Raw genomic sequence first — 20,546 nt, 5'->3', positions numbered from 1 at the left:
GGCGTAAGCTGGTTTTTTGATTGACTAAAATAGGAGCGAAGCCGTTGTTTTTAATCGGGTTGAAAACAGTGTGGCTTTGAGGACAATTGAAATCACCCAAAAAAATCAAGTTAAGTTTGGGATATAATTTTGGAAAGAATTTAAAGTATTTTAATTCGCTTGCTGGGTTTTTCTTTTTGGGGACTGCGTGAAAAGAAACCAATGTAAAGGATTTTCCTTGATATTCAAAAGTACTCATATAGGGTTCGCGATCTATTTCATCGGCATAGTTTTGGTCAAGCCAACCATTTCCTACTTTTTTTACACGTGCTATTTTCCATAAGAATGCATATCGCTCGCTACTCGAAGGGTTTTTGGTTGTTGTAGGATTGCTAATGGTATAATCCCATTTTGACCCCTTTGTATTTAATAATGCAACTAGTCGACTAACCGCTTTTGCTCCCCCTGTACCTGCAACCACTTCTTGTATGGCAACAACATCATAAGTATTAATCGAATTGGCCATGACAGTTAATTCACTATCTGATTTTGATTTCCCAAGATTCATGATGTTCCAACTACAAACCGACACTTGGGCAAATGCCAATGAACTCAAGCATAAGATTAGAAAAAACGGTAGGGTTTGAGTTAAAATTCGCATGAGTAATTTATTTGAATAAATCCATTCCTGGAATATTTGGCATGCCTTCTTTAGCCACTGCTGCTAATTCAGTCTCGTTAACGTTTGATGCTTTTTCTATTGCTTTATTTAAAGTTATAACTAAATAATCTTCAAGCATTTCTTTATTATTAAGTAAACTATCACTTAAAGTTATTTTTTTAATTGTTCTATTTGCTGTAATGGTTACTTCAAGAGATCCATCGCTATTTATTTCATCAATTAAAACATAGTCTAAACGTTTCTTAGTTTCTGCTATTTTTTGTTGCGCTTCTTTTAATTTGCCCATCATTCCCATAAGGTCTCCAAACATATTTTTATTTTTTTATTCGAACAAAAATAGTAAATTAGCAGTTAATAATTAATGAAAAATTCATGAAAAAAATCTCCTATTTCCTTTTGGGTTGTGTTATTTTTGCTCCTGTTTATAGTCAAATAAAAACAAATACAATGTCTGATAAAATACAACCTCCAATTGCAAAAATAATTCCTAAAATTATTGAAAAGCATGGCGATAAAAGAATTGATAATTATTATTGGTTAAACACTAGGGAAAACCCTGATGTTATTGAGTATTTGAATAAAGAAAACGAATATTACCAAAAATCTACTGCACATACGAAACCGTTACAAGACAATTTGTTTTTGGAAATGAAATCACGCATTAAAGAAGATGATAGTTCCGTTCCTTATTTTTATAACGGTTATTATTACATAACGCGTTATGAAACGGGGAAAGATTATCCTATTTATGCGCGAAAAAAAGGGAGTTTAGATGCGAAAGAAGAAATTATGTTCGATTGCAACGAAATGGCGAAAGGACAATCCTATTTCAATTTGTCAGGCATTAGTGTTAGTGAAGACAATAATTGGGTAGCTTTTGGGGTAGATTTGGTTTCACGAAGACAATATACAATCCAAATTAAAAACCTAATAACTGGTGAAATTCTACCTTTACGATTAGAAAACACTACAGGTGGATCTACTTGGGCAAGCGACAATAAAACGTTGTTTTATACACGTAACGACCAGCAAACATTACGTTCCGATAAAATTTACAAGCATACAATAGGAACTGATGCCACTTCAGATGTAGTGGTTTTTCATGAAAAAGACGATACCTTCAGTACGTTTGTGTATAAAGAAAAATCGAAAAAATATTTGGTGATTGGTTCTTCGAGTACTTTAACTTCTGAATATCAAATTTTAGAAGCCAACAATCCAAATGGTGAATTTAGAGTTTTTCAAAAAAGAACTCGTGGATTAGAGTATTCGATTTCGCATTATGGAGATAGTTTTTATATTGTTACCAACAAAGATAAGGCGACCAATTTTAAATTGATGAAAACGTCTGAAACACGTACTTCTTCAGAAAATTGGATAGATTTAATTGGACATCGTAGAGATGTATTGTTGGAAGGAATTGAAATATTTAAAGACTATTTGGTCGTTGAAGAACGTTCGAATGGATTGAATAAAATTCAAATTAGACCTTGGAACGGTAAAGGTTCGTATTATTTGCCTTTTGCAATTGAAACCTATACGGCTTACACGACCACAAACGTAGATTTTGACACCGAAATTTTGCGTTATGGATACCAATCTATGGCAACTCCTTCTTCAATTATTGATTTCAACATGCGTACGCAAGAGAAAAAAGTATTGAAAGAGCAGGAAGTATTAGGAGGGGCATTTGATAAAAATAATTACATTGAAGAACGCGTTTGGGTAACAGCCACCGATGGAACTAAAGTGCCTATTTCCATGGTGTATAAAAAAGGAATTCAAAAAGATGGTAAAAACCCTTTGCTTTTATATGCCTACGGATCCTATGGCGCTACGATGGACCCTTATTTTTCGTCAACACGATTGAGTCTTTTAGACCGTGGATTTATTTATGCTATAGCACATATTAGAGGCGGAGAAGATTTGGGGCGTGAATGGTATGAAAACGGAAAATTATTAAAAAAGAAAAACACATTTACTGATTATGTAGATTGCTCTAAATTTGTAATTGCTGAAAAATATACTTCTGCAGCGCATTTGTATGCAGAGGGTGGTTCTGCAGGTGGACTATTAATGGGTGCAATTGTTAATATGGCTCCCGAATTATACCATGGTGTGATTGCTCAGGTTCCTTTTGTAGATGTTGTTACTACGATGTTAGATGATACTATTCCATTGACTACAGGGGAATATGATGAGTGGGGTAATCCTAATGACAAAAAATATTATGACTACATGTTGTCGTATTCACCTTACGATCAAGTGAAAGCGCAGTCTTATCCAAACATGTATGTGTCTACCGGTTTACACGATTCTCAAGTGCAATATTGGGAACCAGCTAAGTGGGTAGCAAAATTACGTGTTTTGAAAACGAATGATACCCAATTATTTTTAGATACCAATATGGATGCAGGACATGGAGGGGCATCGGGTAGGTTTGAAGCCTTAAAAGAACTGGCAAAGGAATTTGCTTTTTTATTAGATTTAGAAAAAATTAAGAAGTAGTTAAACTTTTTTTGTTAAATTTGCAAGGTTTTGAGGTGACTCATATTACTTACCTCGGATAATTTATTTTTTATGAAACAAGAAATAAAAGCTTATAATAATGTATTGGAATTAATTGGAAATACGCCATTAATTAAATTGAGCAAAGTAGCTGCCGATTTTCCAGGGAGTTATTATGCAAAAGTGGAAGCTTTTAATCCAGGACATTCTACAAAAGATCGTATTGCATTATACATTATAGAAGAAGCTGAAAAAAAAGGTATTTTAAAACCTGGTGATACCATCATTGAGACTACTTCTGGAAATACCGGCTTTAGTTTGGCAATGGTAAGTATTATTAAAGGTTATGATTGTATTCTTGCAGTAAGTTCAAAATCCTCAAAAGATAAAATAGACATGTTGCGCTCAATGGGTGCTAAAGTTTATGTTTGTCCAGCGCACGTTTCTGCTGATGACGAACGTTCTTATTATAACGTTGCCAAAAGATTACATGAGGAAACCAAAGGTTCCGTTTATATCAATCAGTATTTTAACGAATTAAACGTTGATGCACATTATAATTCAACCGGTCCTGAAATTTGGGAACAAACCGGTGGACAAATTACCCATCTTGTTGCTTGCAGTGGGACTGGAGGTACAATTTCAGGTACAGCTCGATTCTTAAAAGAAAAAAATCCAGCTATCAAGATTTTAGGTGTTGATGCTTTCGGTTCAGTTTTGAAAAAATACCACGAGACTAAAGAATTTGATAACGATGAAATTTATCCGTATCGTATTGAAGGGTTAGGGAAGAACCTAATTCCAACAGCTACTGATTTTGATATTATTGATCAATTCATCAAGGTAACGGATGAAGATAGTGCACATACTGCTAGAGAAATAGTAAAAAAAGAAGGTTTGTTTGTAGGGTATACTTCGGGGGCTGCTTTCCAAGCAGTAAAACAATTTTCTGAAGAAGGTATGTTTGATGCCGATAGTAAAGTTGTGATTATTTTTCCAGATCATGGTTCAAGATACATGAGCAAAGTATTTAGCGATGACTGGATGAACGAACAAGGTTTTTTCGATTCAATTAATCAAGAAGATGCTTTAAAAATTGAAATTATCAAATAGTATAATACCCATACATAAATAAAAAATCCTGAGTGAAAGCTCAGGATTTTTTTTATGATTTAGATGGCGAATTATTCTGCGCTTTCTTGCATCGTATGATATACATTCATTACGTCGTCATCTTCTTCAATTTTCTCTAATAATTTTTCAACATCAGCCACTTGTTCTGCTGTTAATTCTTTAGTGATTTGAGGTATTCTTTCAAATCCAGACGATAAAATTTCAATTCCGCGTGTTTCCAATTCTTTTTGAATGGTTCCAAAACTTTCAAATGGAGCATACATTAAAATACCGTCTTCATCTGCAAAAATTTCTTCTACTCCAAAATCAATCATTTCTAATTCTAATTCCTCCACATCTTGTCCTTCAGCGGGTATTCTAAAATTACACGTATGATCAAACATAAATTCTACCGAACCTTGTGTTCCAAAAGTACCATTGCATTTGTTGAAATAACTTCTAATATTGGCAACAGTTCTATTGTTATTGTCGGTTGCCGTTTCAATTAAAATTGCAATTCCGTGTGGTGCATAGCCTTCAAACAACACTTCTTTAAAATTAGCGGTGTCTTTGTCAGATGCTTTTTTAATGGCACGTTCTACATTATCTTTAGGCATGTTTGCTGCCTTTGCATTTTGTATTACAGCTCTTAAACGTGAGTTGGTTTCAGGATTTGGTCCGCCTTCCTTAACGGCCATTACAATATCTTTTCCTATTCTGGTAAACGTTTTTGCCATTGCTGACCAACGTTTCATTTTACGGGCTTTTCTAAATTCAAACGCTCTTCCCATTACTAACTATTTTTGTTTAAAATTATAATTTTCAAGTTGCAAAAATAAAATAATTTATATTACTAGATTAAACTTAGTGCATAAATTAAATAAAAAATCCGCTTATGCGGACTTTATAATTTTAAGCAAATCGTTTTAGTTTGTTTTTATCAACAATAGTAATTTTTTTACCTGTTAATGCTATATAACCACTTTTGTTTAAATCGGATAAGAGTCTAATGCAACTTTCAGTTGCCGTTCCTATCATTCCTGCCAATTCTTCTCGAGACAATTGAATATGTAACGATCCGTCATCATTTTTTCCAAATGTTTCCTCTAAATAGATAAGTGTTTCTACCAAGCGTTGGCGTACGGTTTTTTGTGCCATATCGACCATGTGATCATCAGCAACTTTTAAATCGTCACAAATGGTGCGCATTACATTCATTGAAAACTGGTTGTTCTCAGAAAAAAATTGCATGATTTCACGCTTTGGAATAAAACACACTTCCATATCTTCTAAAGCCACCGCACTTAAATTAGCGGGTTCTTCACTGATCATTGAACGCTGCCCTAGTAATTCGCCGGGTTTTACCAACTTAACAATTTGGTCTTTACCGTTATCACTAAGTTTAGATAATTTGCAAACACCATCTTTTATACAGTAAATACCATTGGTGATTTCGCCCTCTTCAAAAATAGCTTCACCTTTTTTTATGGTGTACGACGTTTTGCAATCGGCCATTTTCAAAAGCTCTTCTTTGTTTAGTGCTTTAAGGGAACTAAATTGTCTTACGATACATTGTTCACATTTACTCATACATAAAATGCCGTTAATTACAGTTTCAAAATTACAAAATTGTATGACAATTATCATATTTTGTTTCACATTTCTACTAGACCTTTGTTCCAGGTAAAATGAGCAAATTATGGATACAAAAAATTGTTTCCATTGTGGTATTGAAATTAATAAAAATGATGAAATCCTTTATGATGAGAAGAAATTTTGTTGTAATGGTTGTAGAACTGTATACGAAATTTTCAATCAGCATGAATTAACTTGTTATTATGATTTTCAATCGGCACCCGGTGCTACACCACAAGATATACAAGGAAAGTATGATTATTTAGACAATGAAGAAATTGTTACAAAACTATTGGACTTCGAAGAGAATGGGACACATATTGTTTCACTTTACATTCCTCATATACATTGTAGTTCGTGTATTTGGATTTTGGAAAATTTACAAAAGCTTCAACCAGGAATAGGTGCCTCTCAAGTTAATTTTCCTGAAAAGAAAGTTCACATAACGTATAGTTCAGCGCTAACTAGTTTAAAAGAAATCGTTTATTTATTGTGTGCAATAGGGTATGAACCCTATATAAGTTTAGAAAACTTTGACGAAGGTAAAAAACAAGTCGATCGCAGTCTTATTTATAAAATAGGGGTTGCTTTTTTCTGTTTTGGAAATATCATGCTTTTATCTTTTCCTGAGTATTTTGAAGTTGAAGAATTTTGGATCAATCAATACAGAGGCTTTTTTCGTTGGTTGATTTTTGGATTATCGTTGCCCACCTTTTTTTATTCGGCTTCTGGTTATTATGTTTCGGCATGGAAAAGCATTAGATCAAAATTATTAAATATTGATATTCCTATTGCCTTAGGAATTGTGGTTATGTTCATTAGAAGTACAGTTGATATTATTTTTGGCTATGGCCAAGGTTTTTTTGACAGTATGGCCGGATTAATTTTCTTTATGCTTTTAGGAAAGTTGTTTCAGCAAAAAACATATGATTTTCTTTCATTTGAACGCGATTATAAATCGTATTTTCCCATCGCAATTACTAAATTATTGCCAGATGGAATTGAAGAATCTGTTCAAGTTTATGATATTAAAAAAGGCGATCGTTTATTAATTCGGAATCAAGAATTAATTCCGGTTGATGGCATTTTAATTTCCGAAAAGGCAGCAATTGACTATAGTTTTGTAACCGGAGAAGCCGTTCAGATTGAAAAAAAATCGGGCGATAAAATTTTTGCAGGAGGAAAGCAAATAGGAAAAGTAATCGAAATGGAAGTTCTTTTTTCGGTTTCCCAAAGTTACTTAACCCAATTATGGAGTAACGATGTTTTTCAAAAACGTGTTGAACAACAGCATAAATCAATTACCGATCGTATTAGTAGATACTTTACTCCAGCATTATTAGCATTAGCAATTATTTCATTTTTGTATTGGATTTTCATTGATGTTACCACTGCTTTTAATGTATTTACAGCTATTTTAATTGTAGCATGTCCTTGCGCTTTAGCATTAACCGCGCCTTTTACCTTAGGAAATGTATTACGGATTTTAGGAAATAGAAAAATGTATTTAAAAAATGCATTGGTAGTAGAACAATTAGCAAAAGTTGATACCATTGTTTTTGATAAAACAGGAACAATTACGACCAATAAAAAAACGGCAATTACTTATGAAGGAGAATCACTAAATGAATTTGAACTAAAAGTATTGAAGAACGTGCTGCGCGGATCAAACCATCCTTTGAGCAGAAGGTTATATGAATTTATCCCGCATCAAGATAAAATGGTGACCACAGATTTTGAAGAAATAATTGGAAAGGGGATTGAAGCAAATGTGGAAGGCCAACATGTGAAATTGGGTTCTTCTCAATTTTTAAAAACCATGACTGAAAATACCCATAAGAAAACCAAAGTACATATTGAAATCAATGGCGTTTACAAAGGAAGTTATGTGTTCAATAATCAGTATAGAAAGGGATTGGAGGTATTATTTGAACGATTGGCCAAGTCGTATCATTTGGTAGTGTTGTCTGGAGATAACGATGGAGAACGATCCATATTAGAAAAGATGGTGCCTGCGGGAACAACATTAGTCTTCAATCAAAAACCGGAACAAAAATTACAATATATCGCACAATTACAGTCCGAAGGTAAAAACGTAATGATGGTGGGTGATGGATTGAATGACACAGGGGCACTGGCTCAAAGTAATGTAGGAATTTCGATTTCAGAAAACGTAAATGTATTTTCTCCGGCTTGTGACGGAATTATGGATGCTACACAATTTGAAAAAATCAATTTTCTGATGCGGTATTCAAAAAATGCGATGAAAACTATTTATATGAGTTTTGGGTTGTCCTTGCTCTATAATTTAGTCGGACTCAGTTTTGCCGTGACAGGAGCACTGGATCCAATAGTTGCGGCTATTATTATGCCTCTAAGTACGATTACCATTGTAAGCTTTGTAACAATAGCTACAAATATTTTCGCTAAAGCCAAATAATTATATTAAAAATAATGGATATGATAAATGTCATATTTTATCAAAAACAGCAAGAGTAACTTTGTTAACATAATTTTAAGGTATGAGTGTCATCTATATATTAATTACGGTCAGTATATGTGTTGCGGTTCTCTTTTTAGGAGCTTTTATTAAGGCTGTGAAAAGCGGGCAATATGATGATGATTATACCCCATCAGTTCGAATGTTATTTGACGACGAACTAATTAAAGAAAAACCCAACCAAATCATACAAAAAGAAAAATCAAAAACAATCTAATTATGGAGAAGCAACAATTTTATTACGACAACAAAATTGTAAGAAACTTTCTATATGCTTCTATAGCTTTTGGGGTTATAGGAATGCTTGTAGGGCTTTTAGTAGCTTTCTTATATTTATTTCCAAATTTAACTGACGGAATTCCGTGGTTGAGTTATGGAAGATTAAGACCTTTGCATACTAATGCCGTAATCTTTGCCTTCGTGGGTAATGCGGTGTTTGCGGGAGTGTATTATTCTCTACAACGCTTGTTAAAGGCAAGAATGTATAGTGACATATTAAGTAAAGTTAATTTTTGGGGATGGCAGTTGATCATATTAGGTGCTGCAATTACACTTCCTCTAGGATATACTACTTCAAAAGAATATGCTGAGTTAGAGTGGCCTTTTGATATTGCAATTGCTTTAGTTTGGGTAGCTTTTGGAGTAAATATGATTGGAACTATTATCAAACGAAGAGAGCGTCACATTTATGTAGCCATTTGGTTTTATTTAGCCACTTTTATTGCTGTTGCATTACTTCATATTTTTAATAGTTTAGAAATTCCTGTTTCTGCATTAAAATCATATTCGGTATATGCTGGTGTTCAAGATGCATTAGTACAATGGTGGTATGGCCATAATGCAGTTGCCTTTTTCTTAACAACACCTTTCTTAGGTTTAATGTATTATTTCGTACCAAAAGCAGCTAATCGTCCAGTATATTCTTATAGATTATCAATTATTCACTTTTGGTCGTTAATCTTTATTTATATTTGGGCAGGACCGCACCATTTACTATACTCAGCACTTCCAGATTGGGCACAAAACCTTGGCGTGGTTTTCTCTGTAATGTTGATTGCACCTTCTTGGGGAGGAATGATTAATGGTTTATTAACCTTAAGAGGGGTTTGGGATAAAGTAAGAGAAGAACCCGTATTAAAATTCTTTGTAGTGGCAATTACAGGATATGGAATGTCCACTTTTGAAGGTCCCATGTTGTCTTTAAAAAATGTTAATGCTATCGCGCACTTTACGGATTGGATTGTTGCTCACGTTCACGTTGGCGCTTTAGCATGGAATGGTTTCTTAACTTTTGGGATGATTTATTGGATTATTCCACGAATTACAAAAACAACTTTATATTCTAACAAATTGGCCAATTTCCACTTCTGGATTGGTACTTTAGGAATTGTATTGTATGTATTGCCAATGTATGTTGCTGGATTTACACAAGCCTCTATGTGGAAACAATTCAACCCAGATGGTACATTGATGTATGGAAATTTCTTGGAAACAGTAACTCAAATTATGCCTATGTATATGATGAGAGCAGTAGGTGGAACACTATTCTTTGTAGGAATATTAGTGTTGGTTTATAACATTTTTAAAACGGTTAAAAAAGGAGATGCAGTAGCGAATGAATTGGCTGAAGCACCTGCTTTATCTGTAATTAGCTCTGGACAAATGAAAGGTGAAAAATGGCATTCTTGGTTGGAAAGAAAACCAGTACAGTTTACCATTTTAACAACTATTGCAGTAGCTATTGGTGGTGTTGTTCAAATTGTTCCAATGATTGTTGTTAAGTCTAATATTCCCACAATTTCAAGTGTAAAGCCTTATTCTCCATTAGAATTAGAAGGTAGAGATATTTATATTAGAGAAGGATGTAATAACTGTCACTCTCAAATGATTCGCCCATTCCGTTCAGAAGTAAAACGTTATGGTGAATACTCAAAATCAGGTGAATACGTTTATGATCACCCTTTCTTGTGGGGTTCAAAAAGAACGGGTCCGGATTTAATGAGAATAGGTGGAAAATATAATGACAACTGGCACTTTAATCACATGTGGAGTCCGCAACGTATGGATGAAAAATCAATAATGCCGGCTTACAAATGGTTGTATGACAATAAAGCTATGGATCACTCTTCTATTGAGAAAAAAATGAGCGTCATGGTTACTCTTGGTGTTCCTTATACTGAAGCTGATATTGCAAATGCTAAAAATAGTATTGAAGCACAATCTGTAAAAATTGAGAAAAGTTTGTATAACGATCCCGATTTTATAAAATCATATGAGGATAGTAAGAAAAAAGCGGCAGCAAAAGGTGAAACTTTTGTTCCTATGAAAGACAGAGAAATTGTAGCCTTGATTGCTTATTTACAACGCATGGGAACTGATATTAAAGTTAAAAAAGCCGAATAATGTTAAAATTTATCAAACATAATCTAGAAACCATTGATGGCGTAGACATTTATCCCATCATTTCATTAAGCATTTTCTTTATCGTATTTGTTTCCTTTTTTATATGGGCAATGACTTACAGTAAAGATAAAATCAAAGAATTGAGTGAATTACCATTTAAAGGCGAAAAGTAAATAATTAGCTCCCTCTTTTTGATGAGGAATAAATAAAAGGGGAGTACTACCAATTTAAAAAAGTATCAAATGAAAAATTTAATTCCAGCTTATGTAAGAGTTCCATTATTGTTTGCAATTGTTTTTGCAGCTTTGGAATATTTTATTGATTCCGGAGATAAGCCTGCATTTCTAAAGTTTCCAATGGTTTCTTTATTTTTAGGTGTATTTCTGTTTTTATTAGTTGCTATAGAAATAGTATTGAATGCAGTAGATAAAGTAACCTATCATTTATTGACAGAAGAGCAGAAAAAACTAGTAGAAGAAGCACAATCAGTTCCATTTACAGAAAGTAAATTTTATCAAGGTTTAGTTGAAAAATTGACACGTTCCAAAGGAATTGAACAAGAAAAAGATGTTTTACTGGATCATGATTATGATGGAATCAAAGAATTAGATAATGTATTACCACCATGGTGGGTAGGATTGTTTTATGCTTGTGTTGTCTTTGCTATAGTATATTTAGTTCGTTTCCATGTCATTGGAGATTATACGCAAGATGAAGAATTTGTAACCGAAATGGTTGAACAAGATAAAGCGGTTGAAGAATATTTAAAAACGGCTCCAGATCAAATGAATAAAGATAAAGTTACTTTATTAACCGATGCAGGTGCTTTAGCAGAAGGGAAAAAAATATTTGAGACCAATTGTGTAGCCTGTCATAGAGCTGATGCAGGAGGAGCAATTGGACCAAACTTAACCGATGAAAATTGGATTTTAGGTGGCGGTATAAAAAATGTTTTCAATACATTAATGGAGGGGGGTCGACCCGGTAAAGGAATGGTAGCTTGGAAAGAATCCATCAAACCAACGGAACTACAAAAAGTAGCAAGTTATGTGTTATCATTACAAGGTTCAAACCCAAAAGAACCAAAACCAACTGAGCCCGAAGCTAAACTTTGGGTAGAAGAAGGAGTAGTAAAAGTTGAAGCTACAGCTGTTGATTCTACTAAATTAAATGATGTTGCCCCAAAAAGTAAATAAAGTAAAAGGTCTTGGCAACACTCAAGACCTTTTTTTAACCCTATAGATTTTGCAAATTAAAAAGTTAAATCATGTCTAATCCATCTAATTTTTCAGACGAAAGTTTTAGAGATACTATTGCGACCATTTCAGAAGATGGAAAAAGAAATTACATCCATCCCAAAAAACCATCGGGACCCTTTTATGAAAAAAGAAAGCTAGTAAGTTATTTGTTGTTAGCCTTTCTAATTTCTGCACCATTTATAAAAATTAATGGGAATCAGTTTCTACTATTTAATGTGTTAGAACGAAGGTTTAATATTTTTGGTTTTCCTTTTTGGCCTCAAGACTTTCATCTTTTTGTAATGATGATGATTGTTGGAGTAGTTGGGCTAACTTTGTTTACCGTAGCTTTTGGTCGTATTTTTTGTGGATGGTTTTGTCCACAAACGATATTCATGGAAATGGTTTTTAGACGAATCGAATTTTGGATTGATGGAGATCGTGGGGCTCAATTACGTTTAGCAAAACAAGAATGGAATGCCGAAAAAATAAGAAAGAGAGTACTTAAATTATTTATTTTCTTTATTTTTTCTTTCTTTATTGCTAATGTGTTTTTGGCTTATTTGATTGGTAGTGACAAGTTGTTTTTATTAGTTGTTAATGGACCTAAAGAGCATTTAAGTACATTAATTCCTTTACTGATTTTTACTGGTATATTTTACTTTGTTTTTGCTTGGTTTAGAGAACAAGTTTGTATTATTGCTTGTCCTTACGGAAGAATGCAAGGGGTGTTGCTAGATAATAAATCGATAAATGTGGCCTATGATCATGTTAGAGGTGAAGGTGAAAATGGTAGAAAAAAATGGAGAAATGGAGAAGATAGATCAGCTGAAGGTTATGGTGATTGTATCGATTGTAATCAATGTGTTTTGGTATGTCCTACAGGCATCGATATTAGAAATGGAACGCAATTAGAATGCACGAATTGTTCGGCTTGTATTGATGAATGCGATAGTATTATGGACAAAGTAAACTTGCCTAAAGGGTTGATTCGTTATGCCAGTGAAAACGAAATTGTGAATCAAGAAAAATTTACATTGACCACTCGAATGAAAGGTTACATTGGAGTTCTTGTACTATTAATTGGTGTCTTGCTTACCATGTTCTTGCTACGAAATGATGTAGAAGCAACTGTTTTAAGAATGCCCGGACAACTGTTTGAGCACAAAGGGGACAATATAAGTAATGTGTTTACCTATAAAATTGTGAACAAAACAGTCGAAGATTTGGAAGGTATTCACTTTAAATTAAAAAAAATAAAAGGTACAATTAAAGTGGTTGGGAAAGATTTTGTCGTTGTTAAAAAACAAGGATTAGTTCAAGGAACCCTTTTTGTTGAAATTAATCAAGCCCTTTTAGAAGGTGATAAAATGGAAATTGAAATTGAAGTCTACAGTAAAAATAAATTGATTGAAACGGCTACTACGAATTTTATGGGGCCAAGAACGTTCTAAAAATAAAAGCTATGAAAATAAATTGGGGAACAGGAATCGTAATTGCTTTTGGATTATTCATGGCATTTATTTTGTCTTTCGTATATAAAGTTCAGTCGAATCAAAAATATGATAATGAACTAGTAACAGCCGAATACTATAAAAAAGAAGCTACCGTTCAAAGTGATATCGAAAAAAAACAAAATGCCAATGCATTAGTGAATTTGGTTGTCATCAAAGAGGTAGAAAAGGGAATTCAAGTAGCATTTCCAAAAGATTTTGATTATACAATAATCAGTGGAAAAGTGTCCTTATATAGACCGTCGAGTCAAAAACTAGATTTTGAAATTCCGATTTCTTTATCCAGTTCCTATTTGCTCATACCTAAAAGTAATTTGACAGGCGGTCTTTGGGACATTACAGTAGATTGGACATATGCGGGTGTTGATTATATAAATAAAGAAACAATCTATTTTTAAAACATGTTGTATACGGCTCTTATTTTTGGATTGATCAGTAGCTTTCATTGTGTCGGCATGTGCGGCCCCATTGCTATGATGTTGCCTTTAGATCGAACCAACGAAGCCAAAAAAGTACTTCAAATTCTTACCTATCATTTTGGAAAAATAATAGCATATTGTAGTATAGGATTAGTCTTTGGATTATTAGGGAAAAGTTTTTACTTGGCGGGTTGGCAACAACAAATGTCAATAATTCTAGGGGTTTTGATGATTGTAATTGCTATCGTACCAGAGAAGGTATTTGCGCGATACAATTTTTCAAAACCGGTTTATAAAATAATTAGTAAAGTAAAATCCAAACTAGGTCAACAATTCAAAAGTAAAAGCTATTCTTCTTTATTTACTATTGGTTTGTTGAATGGTTTTTTACCTTGTGGAATGGTTTATGTAGCTATTTTTGGGGCTATTGCTATGCAAAGTGTTTCTCTTGGTGTTGCATATATGTTGCTCTTTGGAGTAGGTACTATACCCATGCTAACTGTAGTAGTTTATGTGTCGCAATTCCTTTCTTTTTCGTTTCGAAATGCCTTACAAAAAGGCATACCAATTGTAGCAATTATAATTGGAATGTTGTTCATCATAAGAGGCTTGGGATTAGATATTCCCTATGTATCTCCTAGTAATTTAAGTTTGTTTGTACAAGCGGATGCTAATTGTCATTGACCTAATTTACAAGAACTTTTCGAGTGGTTGTGGCTTCATCTGATGACAATTGTACGAGATAAAAACCTTTGGGTAAGTTGGATAATTTATAAGTGTCATTTTCAACTTTCAAAGGATTGTCTATTTTTTGAATCATTTGTCCGTTAATGGCATATAAAACAATTGCTTTTAATTCGGCTGCCGTTGCTACAAAAATTTCATTATTTGTAGCAGGATTTGGATAAATACCAGCATCTTCAATCGAAGTAAAACGTGCTGAAGATAATATTGTTGAAGGCCAACGGTTTTGAGCTGCTGGTCCTCCCCAAATTACAGTTGCTAAATAGGGATTGTCGATAAAAGGATTGCGATTTCCTTGAGCATAGGTGTTATTCGTATTGCCGTGATAAGTGTTTCTATTGTCTTCATATGCAGAAACAGGATCTTCTGCATTCCACTGTAGGAACAATTGAATCATATTGGTGTCATTGCTAACAGTAGCACCGGTTCCAACATTTACAGGCAAGCATTGGGTAGGATATCTCAAATACATATACATCATCATGCGAGCGACATCTCCTTTCCATTCGTCTCCAGGATACCAACCACCAGTTACGGTTCTAGAATTTCCTGTACCTGCAGCAAATTTTAAATTACCACGATTACCATTTCGATCCACATCGCATGCTCGCAAATGATGTGCGTCTTCACCTGCATCGCTATCAGCAGAAGAATTTGCTCCATCTACTAATGCGGGGGTACCCAAAGATTTTGCATATACATGTTCCCGATTCCATTCGCAAACATTTCCACCACCATTACTAAAGCTGTTGCGTTCACGATGATCGTTGTCATTCGAAGTAGCGCTAGGACAAATTGAATTACTAAATCCATAAAGCAATAGTACATTATCTAAATTTGATGGATTTAAATCGGTAGCTTGAGTAGCATTCCAATCTTCAGCATAGGTTAGAAAATTAGTGTGTGAATTTATAATTTTGAGGCTCAATGCAGATTTTAAGTTCATTCCTGTTAATGACCAATTAACTCCCGAATAATAAGGACTTGCAGGTGCACCTGCTTGAGCAATGGCTAAAGATATAAAAGCTAATAAAAATATAGTAAAGTTTTTTTTCATACTTATTTATTTTTTCGTTCCAATAATGCCATGTAGAACCCGTCAAACCCACTCTCATGCGCTAAGACTTTTCGATCTTGAATAAATGTAAATTCTTTTCCAATATCAGTACTTAAGAAATGTTGAATTTGTTCTTGATTTTCAGAGGGCAATACCGAACAAGTCGCATATACTAATTTACCCCCAGGCTTTACAATTTTAGAATAGTTTTCTAATACTTCGGCTTGTATTTTTTTAATGTTTTCTATGAATTCAGGCTGTAATTTCCATTTACTATCAGGGTTTCTTTTTAAAACACCTAATCCACTACAAGGAGCATCAATCAAAACACGATCGGCTTTTTCATGTAATTTTTTAATGGTTTTAGTACTTTCAATTACTCTTGGTTCAATATTGAAAGCTCCATTTCTTTTGGCTCTAATTTTCAATTGCTTCAATTTACTTTCATATAAATCCATAGCAATTAATTGGCCTTTGTTTTCCATTAATGAAGCAAGGTGTAAGGTTTTTCCTCCCGCACCAGCACAGGTATCTACAACACGCATTCCGGGTTTTACATCTAAGAAATAAGCAACCAATTGCGATGATGCATCTTGTACTTCAAAAAATCCATCCTTAAAAGCATCCGTCAAAAATACATTCGCACGCTCCGTCAAAATCAATGCATCTGGATAATCGGCATGAAATTCGGTTTCAATATTAAGATCCATTAAAAGAGCTCTTAGTTTTTCTTTGGTTGTCTTAAGTTTGTTAACCCTTAAAATTACCTTAGCTTGCTCATTTTGTGCTGCTAATTCTTTGGTCCAGATGGCTTCTCCTAATTCCTTAACGCCCAATTCATCCATCCAATCCGGAATCGATTCTTTAAACTTTCTAGTTTTGGTCAATTCATCAAAACGACCTTTGATGCGACGCACCGGAGTTTCTTCAAAGTATTTCCAATCGGGTAAATTATACCCTCTAAGTACTGCCCAAACGGCAAAAATGCGCCAAATATTATCTCGATCAAAAGGTTCTCTAACTTCTGCTATTTCTACATACAATCTTTTCCAACGCACGATTTCATAGATGGTTTCTGCGACAAATTTTCTATCGTGACTTCCCCAACGTTTGTCTTTCTTTAAAGCTCTAGCAACAACTTTATCTGCATATTCTCCGTCATTAAAAATCGCCATTAGCGAATCGATGGTAGTGAATACTAAATTTCTGTGTAATCTCATTTTATATATAATTCTTCCCGAGAATTCGGGTCGCAAATATACGAAATTATTGGATTTATTCCTTCGATTAATATCTGAGCTTCTGTCATGGCCTTTTAATTGTTTCGAATTGTTTAACTTTGAGTTCAATTATTTTTTATGAAACAAATTTTTATTGCATTTTTTTCAATTTGTGCTTGTGCTCAAAAGCACAAAATAAATTTTGAAACAAATGTTCTTTCAGCAACTCATTTAAGTTGTAGAGCTATTTATGTTGACACTGATAAAGTTTGGTTGGGTATGGATAAAGGCCGCTACGGGTATTATGATAAAAAAACGGATTCATTATATATTCATACAATTGCGTCAGTGCATCCAACTACCGAATTTAGAAGTATTGCGGCTACAAAATCTGCTGTTTTTATTTTAGCTGTTGGAAATCCTGCAAAATTAATTAAAATTGATAAAGCCACATTACAAGAACAATTGGTGTATTTAGAAGAACATGAAAAAGTTTTTTACGACAGCATGCAATTTGTTGATGAGTTGAATGGATTTGCAATGGGCGACCCAACGGCTGATTGTTTGTCTTTTATTAGTACTTCTGATGGTGGACTTTCTTGGCAAAAAGTTTCGTGTGAAAATTTACCAAAAGTTATGGAAGGAGAAGCAGCATTTGCTACTAGTAATACAAATCTTATCATAAGAAGAAAATCAATATTCATGGTGTCAGGAGGTAAGCAATCACGTGTTTTTGTATCTACAGATTTTGGAAATTCATGGAAGGTTTATCCAGCACCTATTGTGCAAGGTGAGGAAATGACAGGAATTTTTACAGCCGATTTTTATAACGAAAAAATTGGTGTAATCGCTGGTGGAAATTACCTCAAACAAAGTCAAAATTGGGCCAATAAAGCAGTTACTAAAGATGGTGGTAAAACCTGGAATTGTATTGCTGATTCTTCAGCCTTTGGATATGCTTCATGTGTCCAATTTGTACCTCATTCAAAGGGAAAAAAAATAGTTTCGGTGGGAGGAACTGGGGTTTATTATTCTGAAGATTTTGGAAAAAATTGGATACATCTTTCAGAAGAAAAAGATTTATATACTTTTCGATTTGAAACTGAAAAAGTAGGTTATGCCACCGGTAAAAACAAATTGATACGTTTTGAATTGAAATAAAAAAAGCGCTCAGTATTGAGCGCTTTTTTTATCTCCTACGGTTATCTCGTATTTGCCGTAATAGCTGTCGATTGAAGTCATCTTCTGCTTTTTTAAGTCTAATGATTTTCTTGGCAGAAAGTACACTTTGTAATTCTTTAATGAATTTTTTACGTAAAGCAAAAAGATTTTCTTCAATAACCTCCATTTGGACTAATAAGGAAGAAGCCTCTTTTTCTGATAATTTTTCGACACTACCCGGTTCAAATCGATCTAATATAGCTTTCATTTTTTCATGACGCAATTCGGCTTGTTTGTCATCAAATGCATTGTAAACGGGCCAAAAACGTTGTGCTTCTTCGGTTGTTAAATTTAATTCGTCTGTAATATAAGCAACTTTAAGTGCTTTTACTTTTTCTTTCTTTCCTCTAAATCCTTGCGAAAAGGAAATGGAACTAACAAACAATAATAGGAAGGATAAAAGGAATTTAGTTTTCATGGTATTAATCGTTTAAGATATATTCTATGTGTTCAGATTCAGATAAATAGGCTTCCATGTCATCACATTCTGTTGCAGAAACGCCGAGACTAGTTGCTAAAGCCGTAATGTCTTCATCGGTTAAATGTGGAACGATTTCTGTAGTAGTTACATTTTGTTGCTGCATCAAATAATGCTCAATTGCATAAGATTCCATAGATGTATTTGCGGTACCATTAAAATAAAGCGGTATTGCAATTGTAACAACAAAAACTGCAGCAATACTGCTCATCCAAATGCGCTTACGATGAAATAAGGCAATTACCGTATTCTTAGTTTTTCCATTTTTGGTAGTAATTTGTTGCATTATTTTGGTTTCAAATACTTCAAAGTACCCTTCTGGAATACGAAATCCGGTTTCTTGTTTATCAATATTTTTTAATTCGGAGAGTTTCATACTGTTTTAGACATAAATGGAATGAAATGGTTTAATCTAATTCTATTAGGTGTTCTATTTTTTTTACAGCTAAATGATAACTGGCTTTTAATGCACCAACAGAAGTGGTCAATATTTCCGACATATCTTCATATTTTAGGGCTTCGTAATATTTCATCTTAAAGACCAATTGTTGTTTTTCGGGTAAAGTAGCTACAGCTCGTTGTAATTTTAATTGCATTTCGTCCCCATCAAAATAAACATCACTTTCTAGTCTTTGTAAAGCTTTTTCTTTAACTTCTTCGTTAGTAATTCCTTGTTTTTTAGCACGTTGTTGCATGAAAGTTATGGATTCATTTGTAGCAATTCGATACATCCATGAAAATAATTTGCTATCGCCTTTGAATTGATGCAGGTTGGAATAGACTTTAAGAAAAGTATTTTGCAACACATCATCAGCATCATCATGATTTAAAACCATTCCTCTAATGTGATGATATAATGGTTTTTGATACAATTGCAAGAGTTTACGAAACGCTTCATTTTGCGTTTTAGAATTTAATAATTCTGAAATAAATACTTTTTCGTCCTGCAAAACACCTCGTTTATTACTACTTTAGACTAAAGATACCAAAAAAGGTTTAAATAATATTTTAGATTCGTAAAATTTTGGTTTTGAGTTTGTAACTTTGTTACTCAATTGAAAAAAGATGAATGATTTAAGCAATTACAGAAAATCTTATGAAAAAAGTGAATTATTGGAAACTCAAATTCCAGAGGACCCCATAAATTTGTTTCATAAATGGTTTTATGAAGCCGAAGATTTGAATGCTGCTGAGGAAGTGAATGCCATGACGGTATCGACAATTGGATCGGATGGTTTTCCAAAATCTAGAGTTGTATTGCTAAAAAAATTCAATGAAGATGGATTTGTTTTTTATACCAATTATCAGTCTGAAAAAGGAAAAGCAATACTGCAAAATCCTAATGTTTGTCTTTCGTTCTTTTGGCCAACCGTTGAACGTCAAATCATAATTAAAGGAACAGCCGAACAAACGCCTGATCAAATTTCAGACAATTATTTTGCATCGCGCCCCGATGGAAGTAAGCTTGGCGCAATCGTTTCTCCCCAAAGTCAAGTTATTCCCAATCGTGATTTCTTAGCACAAAATTTAAGCGTTTTAGAAAAAGAATGGGAAGGGAAAGATATCCCGAGACCAACACATTGGGGCGGTTTTTTAGTACGTCCTGTTGAAGTTGAGTTTTGGCAAGGGCGACCTAATCGTTTACACGATCGTATTCGATATCAATTGCAAGCGAATTTTGATTGGAAAATTGATCGATTAGCTCCCTAATACTAATAAAACAATAACATTTCTTTAAACAAATTGTTTGTAAATTTAAAATTGAAATAATTCTAATATTTGTTGATAAATTTGTAATCTTTCTATACAATTACAATAATTTTACGACTCAAGAT

Annotated in this window: 21 protein-coding genes; 12 read left to right on the top strand and 9 right to left on the bottom strand. The window is 33.6% G+C overall.

Features of this window, described 5'->3' with window-relative positions; translation table 11 throughout:
• Both ACIQ6Z_RS01105 and ACIQ6Z_RS01100 read right to left on the bottom strand, forming a co-directional pair.
• A partial coding sequence (locus ACIQ6Z_RS01105; protein ID WP_396209098.1) for an endonuclease/exonuclease/phosphatase family protein occupies positions 1-640 on the bottom strand: 640 nt, incomplete at its 3' end.
• A 7-nt stretch (positions 641-647) separates the two neighbouring features.
• The gene (locus ACIQ6Z_RS01100) at positions 648-971 is read right to left on the bottom strand and encodes a YbaB/EbfC family nucleoid-associated protein (protein WP_396209097.1); all 324 of its coding nucleotides are present in this window, start codon (positions 969-971) and stop codon (positions 648-650) included.
• 137 nt (positions 972-1,108) lie between these two features.
• Between ACIQ6Z_RS01100 and ACIQ6Z_RS01095 the strand changes: the two genes are divergently transcribed.
• Entirely contained in the window at positions 1,109-3,169 is a 2,061-nt protein-coding gene (locus ACIQ6Z_RS01095) for a S9 family peptidase (protein ID WP_396209096.1), read from the top strand.
• A gap of 72 nt (positions 3,170-3,241) precedes the next feature.
• On the top strand, positions 3,242-4,282 hold the full coding sequence (locus tag ACIQ6Z_RS01090) for a PLP-dependent cysteine synthase family protein (RefSeq protein WP_396209095.1): 1,041 nt from the start codon (positions 3,242-3,244) through the stop codon (positions 4,280-4,282).
• Positions 4,283-4,353: 71 nt separating this feature from the next.
• Here the strand turns inward: ACIQ6Z_RS01090 and ACIQ6Z_RS01085 are convergent, their stop codons facing one another.
• Positions 4,354-5,073, bottom strand: a complete 720-nt coding sequence (locus ACIQ6Z_RS01085) for a YebC/PmpR family DNA-binding transcriptional regulator (RefSeq protein ID WP_396209094.1) — start codon at positions 5,071-5,073, stop codon at positions 4,354-4,356.
• Between the two features lie 121 nt (positions 5,074-5,194).
• Positions 5,195-5,872 carry a Crp/Fnr family transcriptional regulator gene (locus ACIQ6Z_RS01080; RefSeq protein ID WP_396209093.1) on the bottom strand — a complete coding sequence of 226 codons (678 nt, stop codon included), beginning with the start codon at positions 5,870-5,872 and terminating at the stop codon, positions 5,195-5,197.
• A 109-nt stretch (positions 5,873-5,981) separates the two neighbouring features.
• Between ACIQ6Z_RS01080 and ACIQ6Z_RS01075 the strand changes: the two genes are divergently transcribed.
• The 8 genes from ACIQ6Z_RS01075 to ACIQ6Z_RS01040 all read left to right on the top strand — a co-directional run bounded on the left by ACIQ6Z_RS01075 (position 5,982) and on the right by ACIQ6Z_RS01040 (position 14,675).
• Positions 5,982-8,357 carry a heavy metal translocating P-type ATPase gene (locus ACIQ6Z_RS01075; protein WP_396209092.1) on the top strand — a complete coding sequence of 792 codons (2,376 nt, stop codon included), beginning with the start codon at positions 5,982-5,984 and terminating at the stop codon, positions 8,355-8,357.
• Positions 8,358-8,439: 82 nt separating this feature from the next.
• A complete protein-coding gene (gene ccoS / locus ACIQ6Z_RS01070; RefSeq protein WP_396209091.1) occupies positions 8,440-8,634 on the top strand; it encodes a cbb3-type cytochrome oxidase assembly protein CcoS in 195 nt (64 codons plus the stop codon).
• Positions 8,635-8,636: 2 nt separating this feature from the next.
• Positions 8,637-10,820, top strand: coding sequence for a cytochrome-c oxidase, cbb3-type subunit I (gene ccoN / locus ACIQ6Z_RS01065; RefSeq protein ID WP_396209090.1), 2,184 nt, complete (start codon positions 8,637-8,639; stop codon positions 10,818-10,820).
• Positions 10,820-10,993 carry a CcoQ/FixQ family Cbb3-type cytochrome c oxidase assembly chaperone gene (locus tag ACIQ6Z_RS01060; RefSeq protein WP_396197047.1) on the top strand — a complete coding sequence of 58 codons (174 nt, stop codon included), beginning with the start codon at positions 10,820-10,822 and terminating at the stop codon, positions 10,991-10,993. Before ccoN ends, ACIQ6Z_RS01060 begins: the two co-directional genes overlap by 1 nt.
• Before the next feature lie 69 nt (positions 10,994-11,062).
• Complete coding sequence (locus ACIQ6Z_RS01055; RefSeq protein WP_396209089.1) at positions 11,063-12,016, top strand: cbb3-type cytochrome c oxidase N-terminal domain-containing protein; 954 nt, start codon at positions 11,063-11,065, stop codon at positions 12,014-12,016.
• 71 nt (positions 12,017-12,087) lie between these two features.
• Positions 12,088-13,512 carry a cytochrome c oxidase accessory protein CcoG gene (gene ccoG / locus ACIQ6Z_RS01050; RefSeq protein WP_396209088.1) on the top strand — a complete coding sequence of 475 codons (1,425 nt, stop codon included), beginning with the start codon at positions 12,088-12,090 and terminating at the stop codon, positions 13,510-13,512.
• 11 nt (positions 13,513-13,523) lie between these two features.
• The gene (locus ACIQ6Z_RS01045; protein WP_396209087.1) at positions 13,524-13,970 is read left to right on the top strand and encodes a FixH family protein; all 447 of its coding nucleotides are present in this window, start codon (positions 13,524-13,526) and stop codon (positions 13,968-13,970) included.
• Between the two features lie 3 nt (positions 13,971-13,973).
• Positions 13,974-14,675: a sulfite exporter TauE/SafE family protein gene (locus ACIQ6Z_RS01040; protein WP_396209086.1), complete on the top strand. Its 702-nt coding sequence runs from the start codon at positions 13,974-13,976 to the stop codon at positions 14,673-14,675.
• A 1-nt stretch (position 14,676) separates the two neighbouring features.
• Here ACIQ6Z_RS01040 and ACIQ6Z_RS01035 read toward each other — a convergent pair whose 3' ends face one another.
• Both ACIQ6Z_RS01035 and ACIQ6Z_RS01030 read right to left on the bottom strand, forming a co-directional pair.
• A complete protein-coding gene (locus tag ACIQ6Z_RS01035; protein WP_396209085.1) occupies positions 14,677-15,792 on the bottom strand; it encodes an endonuclease in 1,116 nt (371 codons plus the stop codon).
• Between the two features lie 2 nt (positions 15,793-15,794).
• Positions 15,795-17,012, bottom strand: a complete 1,218-nt coding sequence (locus ACIQ6Z_RS01030; RefSeq protein WP_396209084.1) for an RsmB/NOP family class I SAM-dependent RNA methyltransferase — start codon at positions 17,010-17,012, stop codon at positions 15,795-15,797.
• A gap of 138 nt (positions 17,013-17,150) precedes the next feature.
• Here ACIQ6Z_RS01030 and ACIQ6Z_RS01025 point away from each other — a divergent pair, with 138 nt between their 5' ends.
• Positions 17,151-18,173: a WD40/YVTN/BNR-like repeat-containing protein gene (locus tag ACIQ6Z_RS01025; protein ID WP_396209083.1), complete on the top strand. Its 1,023-nt coding sequence runs from the start codon at positions 17,151-17,153 to the stop codon at positions 18,171-18,173.
• Between the two features lie 28 nt (positions 18,174-18,201).
• Here the strand turns inward: ACIQ6Z_RS01025 and ACIQ6Z_RS01020 are convergent, their stop codons facing one another.
• From ACIQ6Z_RS01020 to ACIQ6Z_RS01010, 3 genes are read right to left on the bottom strand one after another with little or no spacing between them, the layout of a single operon-like run.
• A complete protein-coding gene (locus ACIQ6Z_RS01020) occupies positions 18,202-18,651 on the bottom strand; it encodes a sensor of ECF-type sigma factor (protein WP_396209082.1) in 450 nt (149 codons plus the stop codon).
• 4 nt (positions 18,652-18,655) lie between these two features.
• Positions 18,656-19,087 carry a hypothetical protein gene (locus ACIQ6Z_RS01015; protein ID WP_396209081.1) on the bottom strand — a complete coding sequence of 144 codons (432 nt, stop codon included), beginning with the start codon at positions 19,085-19,087 and terminating at the stop codon, positions 18,656-18,658.
• Positions 19,088-19,118: 31 nt separating this feature from the next.
• A complete protein-coding gene (locus tag ACIQ6Z_RS01010) occupies positions 19,119-19,661 on the bottom strand; it encodes an RNA polymerase sigma factor (protein WP_396209080.1) in 543 nt (180 codons plus the stop codon).
• Between the two features lie 115 nt (positions 19,662-19,776).
• On the opposite strand from ACIQ6Z_RS01010, the gene pdxH reads away from it, so the two are divergent.
• A complete protein-coding gene (gene pdxH, locus ACIQ6Z_RS01005; protein WP_396209079.1) occupies positions 19,777-20,421 on the top strand; it encodes a pyridoxamine 5'-phosphate oxidase in 645 nt (214 codons plus the stop codon).
• Positions 20,422-20,546: the final 125 nt, after the last annotated feature.

Source organism: Flavobacterium sp., from assembly GCF_044376915.1.
GTDB lineage: Bacteria > Bacteroidota > Bacteroidia > Flavobacteriales > Flavobacteriaceae > Flavobacterium.
This window is presented reverse-complemented; position numbering and strand designations above follow the sequence as displayed.

Coding starts and splice junctions, on each gene's coding strand:
- ACIQ6Z_RS01100 (WP_396209097.1), bottom strand. CDS start 971: ATGTTTGGAGACCTTATGGGAATGATGGGCAAATTAAAAGAAGCGCAA.
- ACIQ6Z_RS01095 (WP_396209096.1), top strand. CDS start 1,109: ATGTCTGATAAAATACAACCTCCAATTGCAAAAATAATTCCTAAAATT.
- ACIQ6Z_RS01090 (WP_396209095.1), top strand. CDS start 3,242: ATGAAACAAGAAATAAAAGCTTATAATAATGTATTGGAATTAATTGGA.
- ACIQ6Z_RS01085 (WP_396209094.1), bottom strand. CDS start 5,073: ATGGGAAGAGCGTTTGAATTTAGAAAAGCCCGTAAAATGAAACGTTGG.
- ACIQ6Z_RS01080 (WP_396209093.1), bottom strand. CDS start 5,872: ATGAGTAAATGTGAACAATGTATCGTAAGACAATTTAGTTCCCTTAAA.
- ACIQ6Z_RS01075 (WP_396209092.1), top strand. CDS start 5,982: ATGGATACAAAAAATTGTTTCCATTGTGGTATTGAAATTAATAAAAAT.
- ccoS (WP_396209091.1), top strand. CDS start 8,440: ATGAGTGTCATCTATATATTAATTACGGTCAGTATATGTGTTGCGGTT.
- ccoN (WP_396209090.1), top strand. CDS start 8,637: ATGGAGAAGCAACAATTTTATTACGACAACAAAATTGTAAGAAACTTT.
- ACIQ6Z_RS01060 (WP_396197047.1), top strand. CDS start 10,820: ATGTTAAAATTTATCAAACATAATCTAGAAACCATTGATGGCGTAGAC.
- ACIQ6Z_RS01055 (WP_396209089.1), top strand. CDS start 11,063: ATGAAAAATTTAATTCCAGCTTATGTAAGAGTTCCATTATTGTTTGCA.
- ccoG (WP_396209088.1), top strand. CDS start 12,088: ATGTCTAATCCATCTAATTTTTCAGACGAAAGTTTTAGAGATACTATT.
- ACIQ6Z_RS01045 (WP_396209087.1), top strand. CDS start 13,524: ATGAAAATAAATTGGGGAACAGGAATCGTAATTGCTTTTGGATTATTC.
- ACIQ6Z_RS01040 (WP_396209086.1), top strand. CDS start 13,974: ATGTTGTATACGGCTCTTATTTTTGGATTGATCAGTAGCTTTCATTGT.
- ACIQ6Z_RS01035 (WP_396209085.1), bottom strand. CDS start 15,792: ATGAAAAAAAACTTTACTATATTTTTATTAGCTTTTATATCTTTAGCC.
- ACIQ6Z_RS01030 (WP_396209084.1), bottom strand. CDS start 17,012: ATGAGATTACACAGAAATTTAGTATTCACTACCATCGATTCGCTAATG.
- ACIQ6Z_RS01025 (WP_396209083.1), top strand. CDS start 17,151: ATGAAACAAATTTTTATTGCATTTTTTTCAATTTGTGCTTGTGCTCAA.
- ACIQ6Z_RS01020 (WP_396209082.1), bottom strand. CDS start 18,651: ATGAAAACTAAATTCCTTTTATCCTTCCTATTATTGTTTGTTAGTTCC.
- ACIQ6Z_RS01015 (WP_396209081.1), bottom strand. CDS start 19,087: ATGAAACTCTCCGAATTAAAAAATATTGATAAACAAGAAACCGGATTT.
- pdxH (WP_396209079.1), top strand. CDS start 19,777: ATGAATGATTTAAGCAATTACAGAAAATCTTATGAAAAAAGTGAATTA.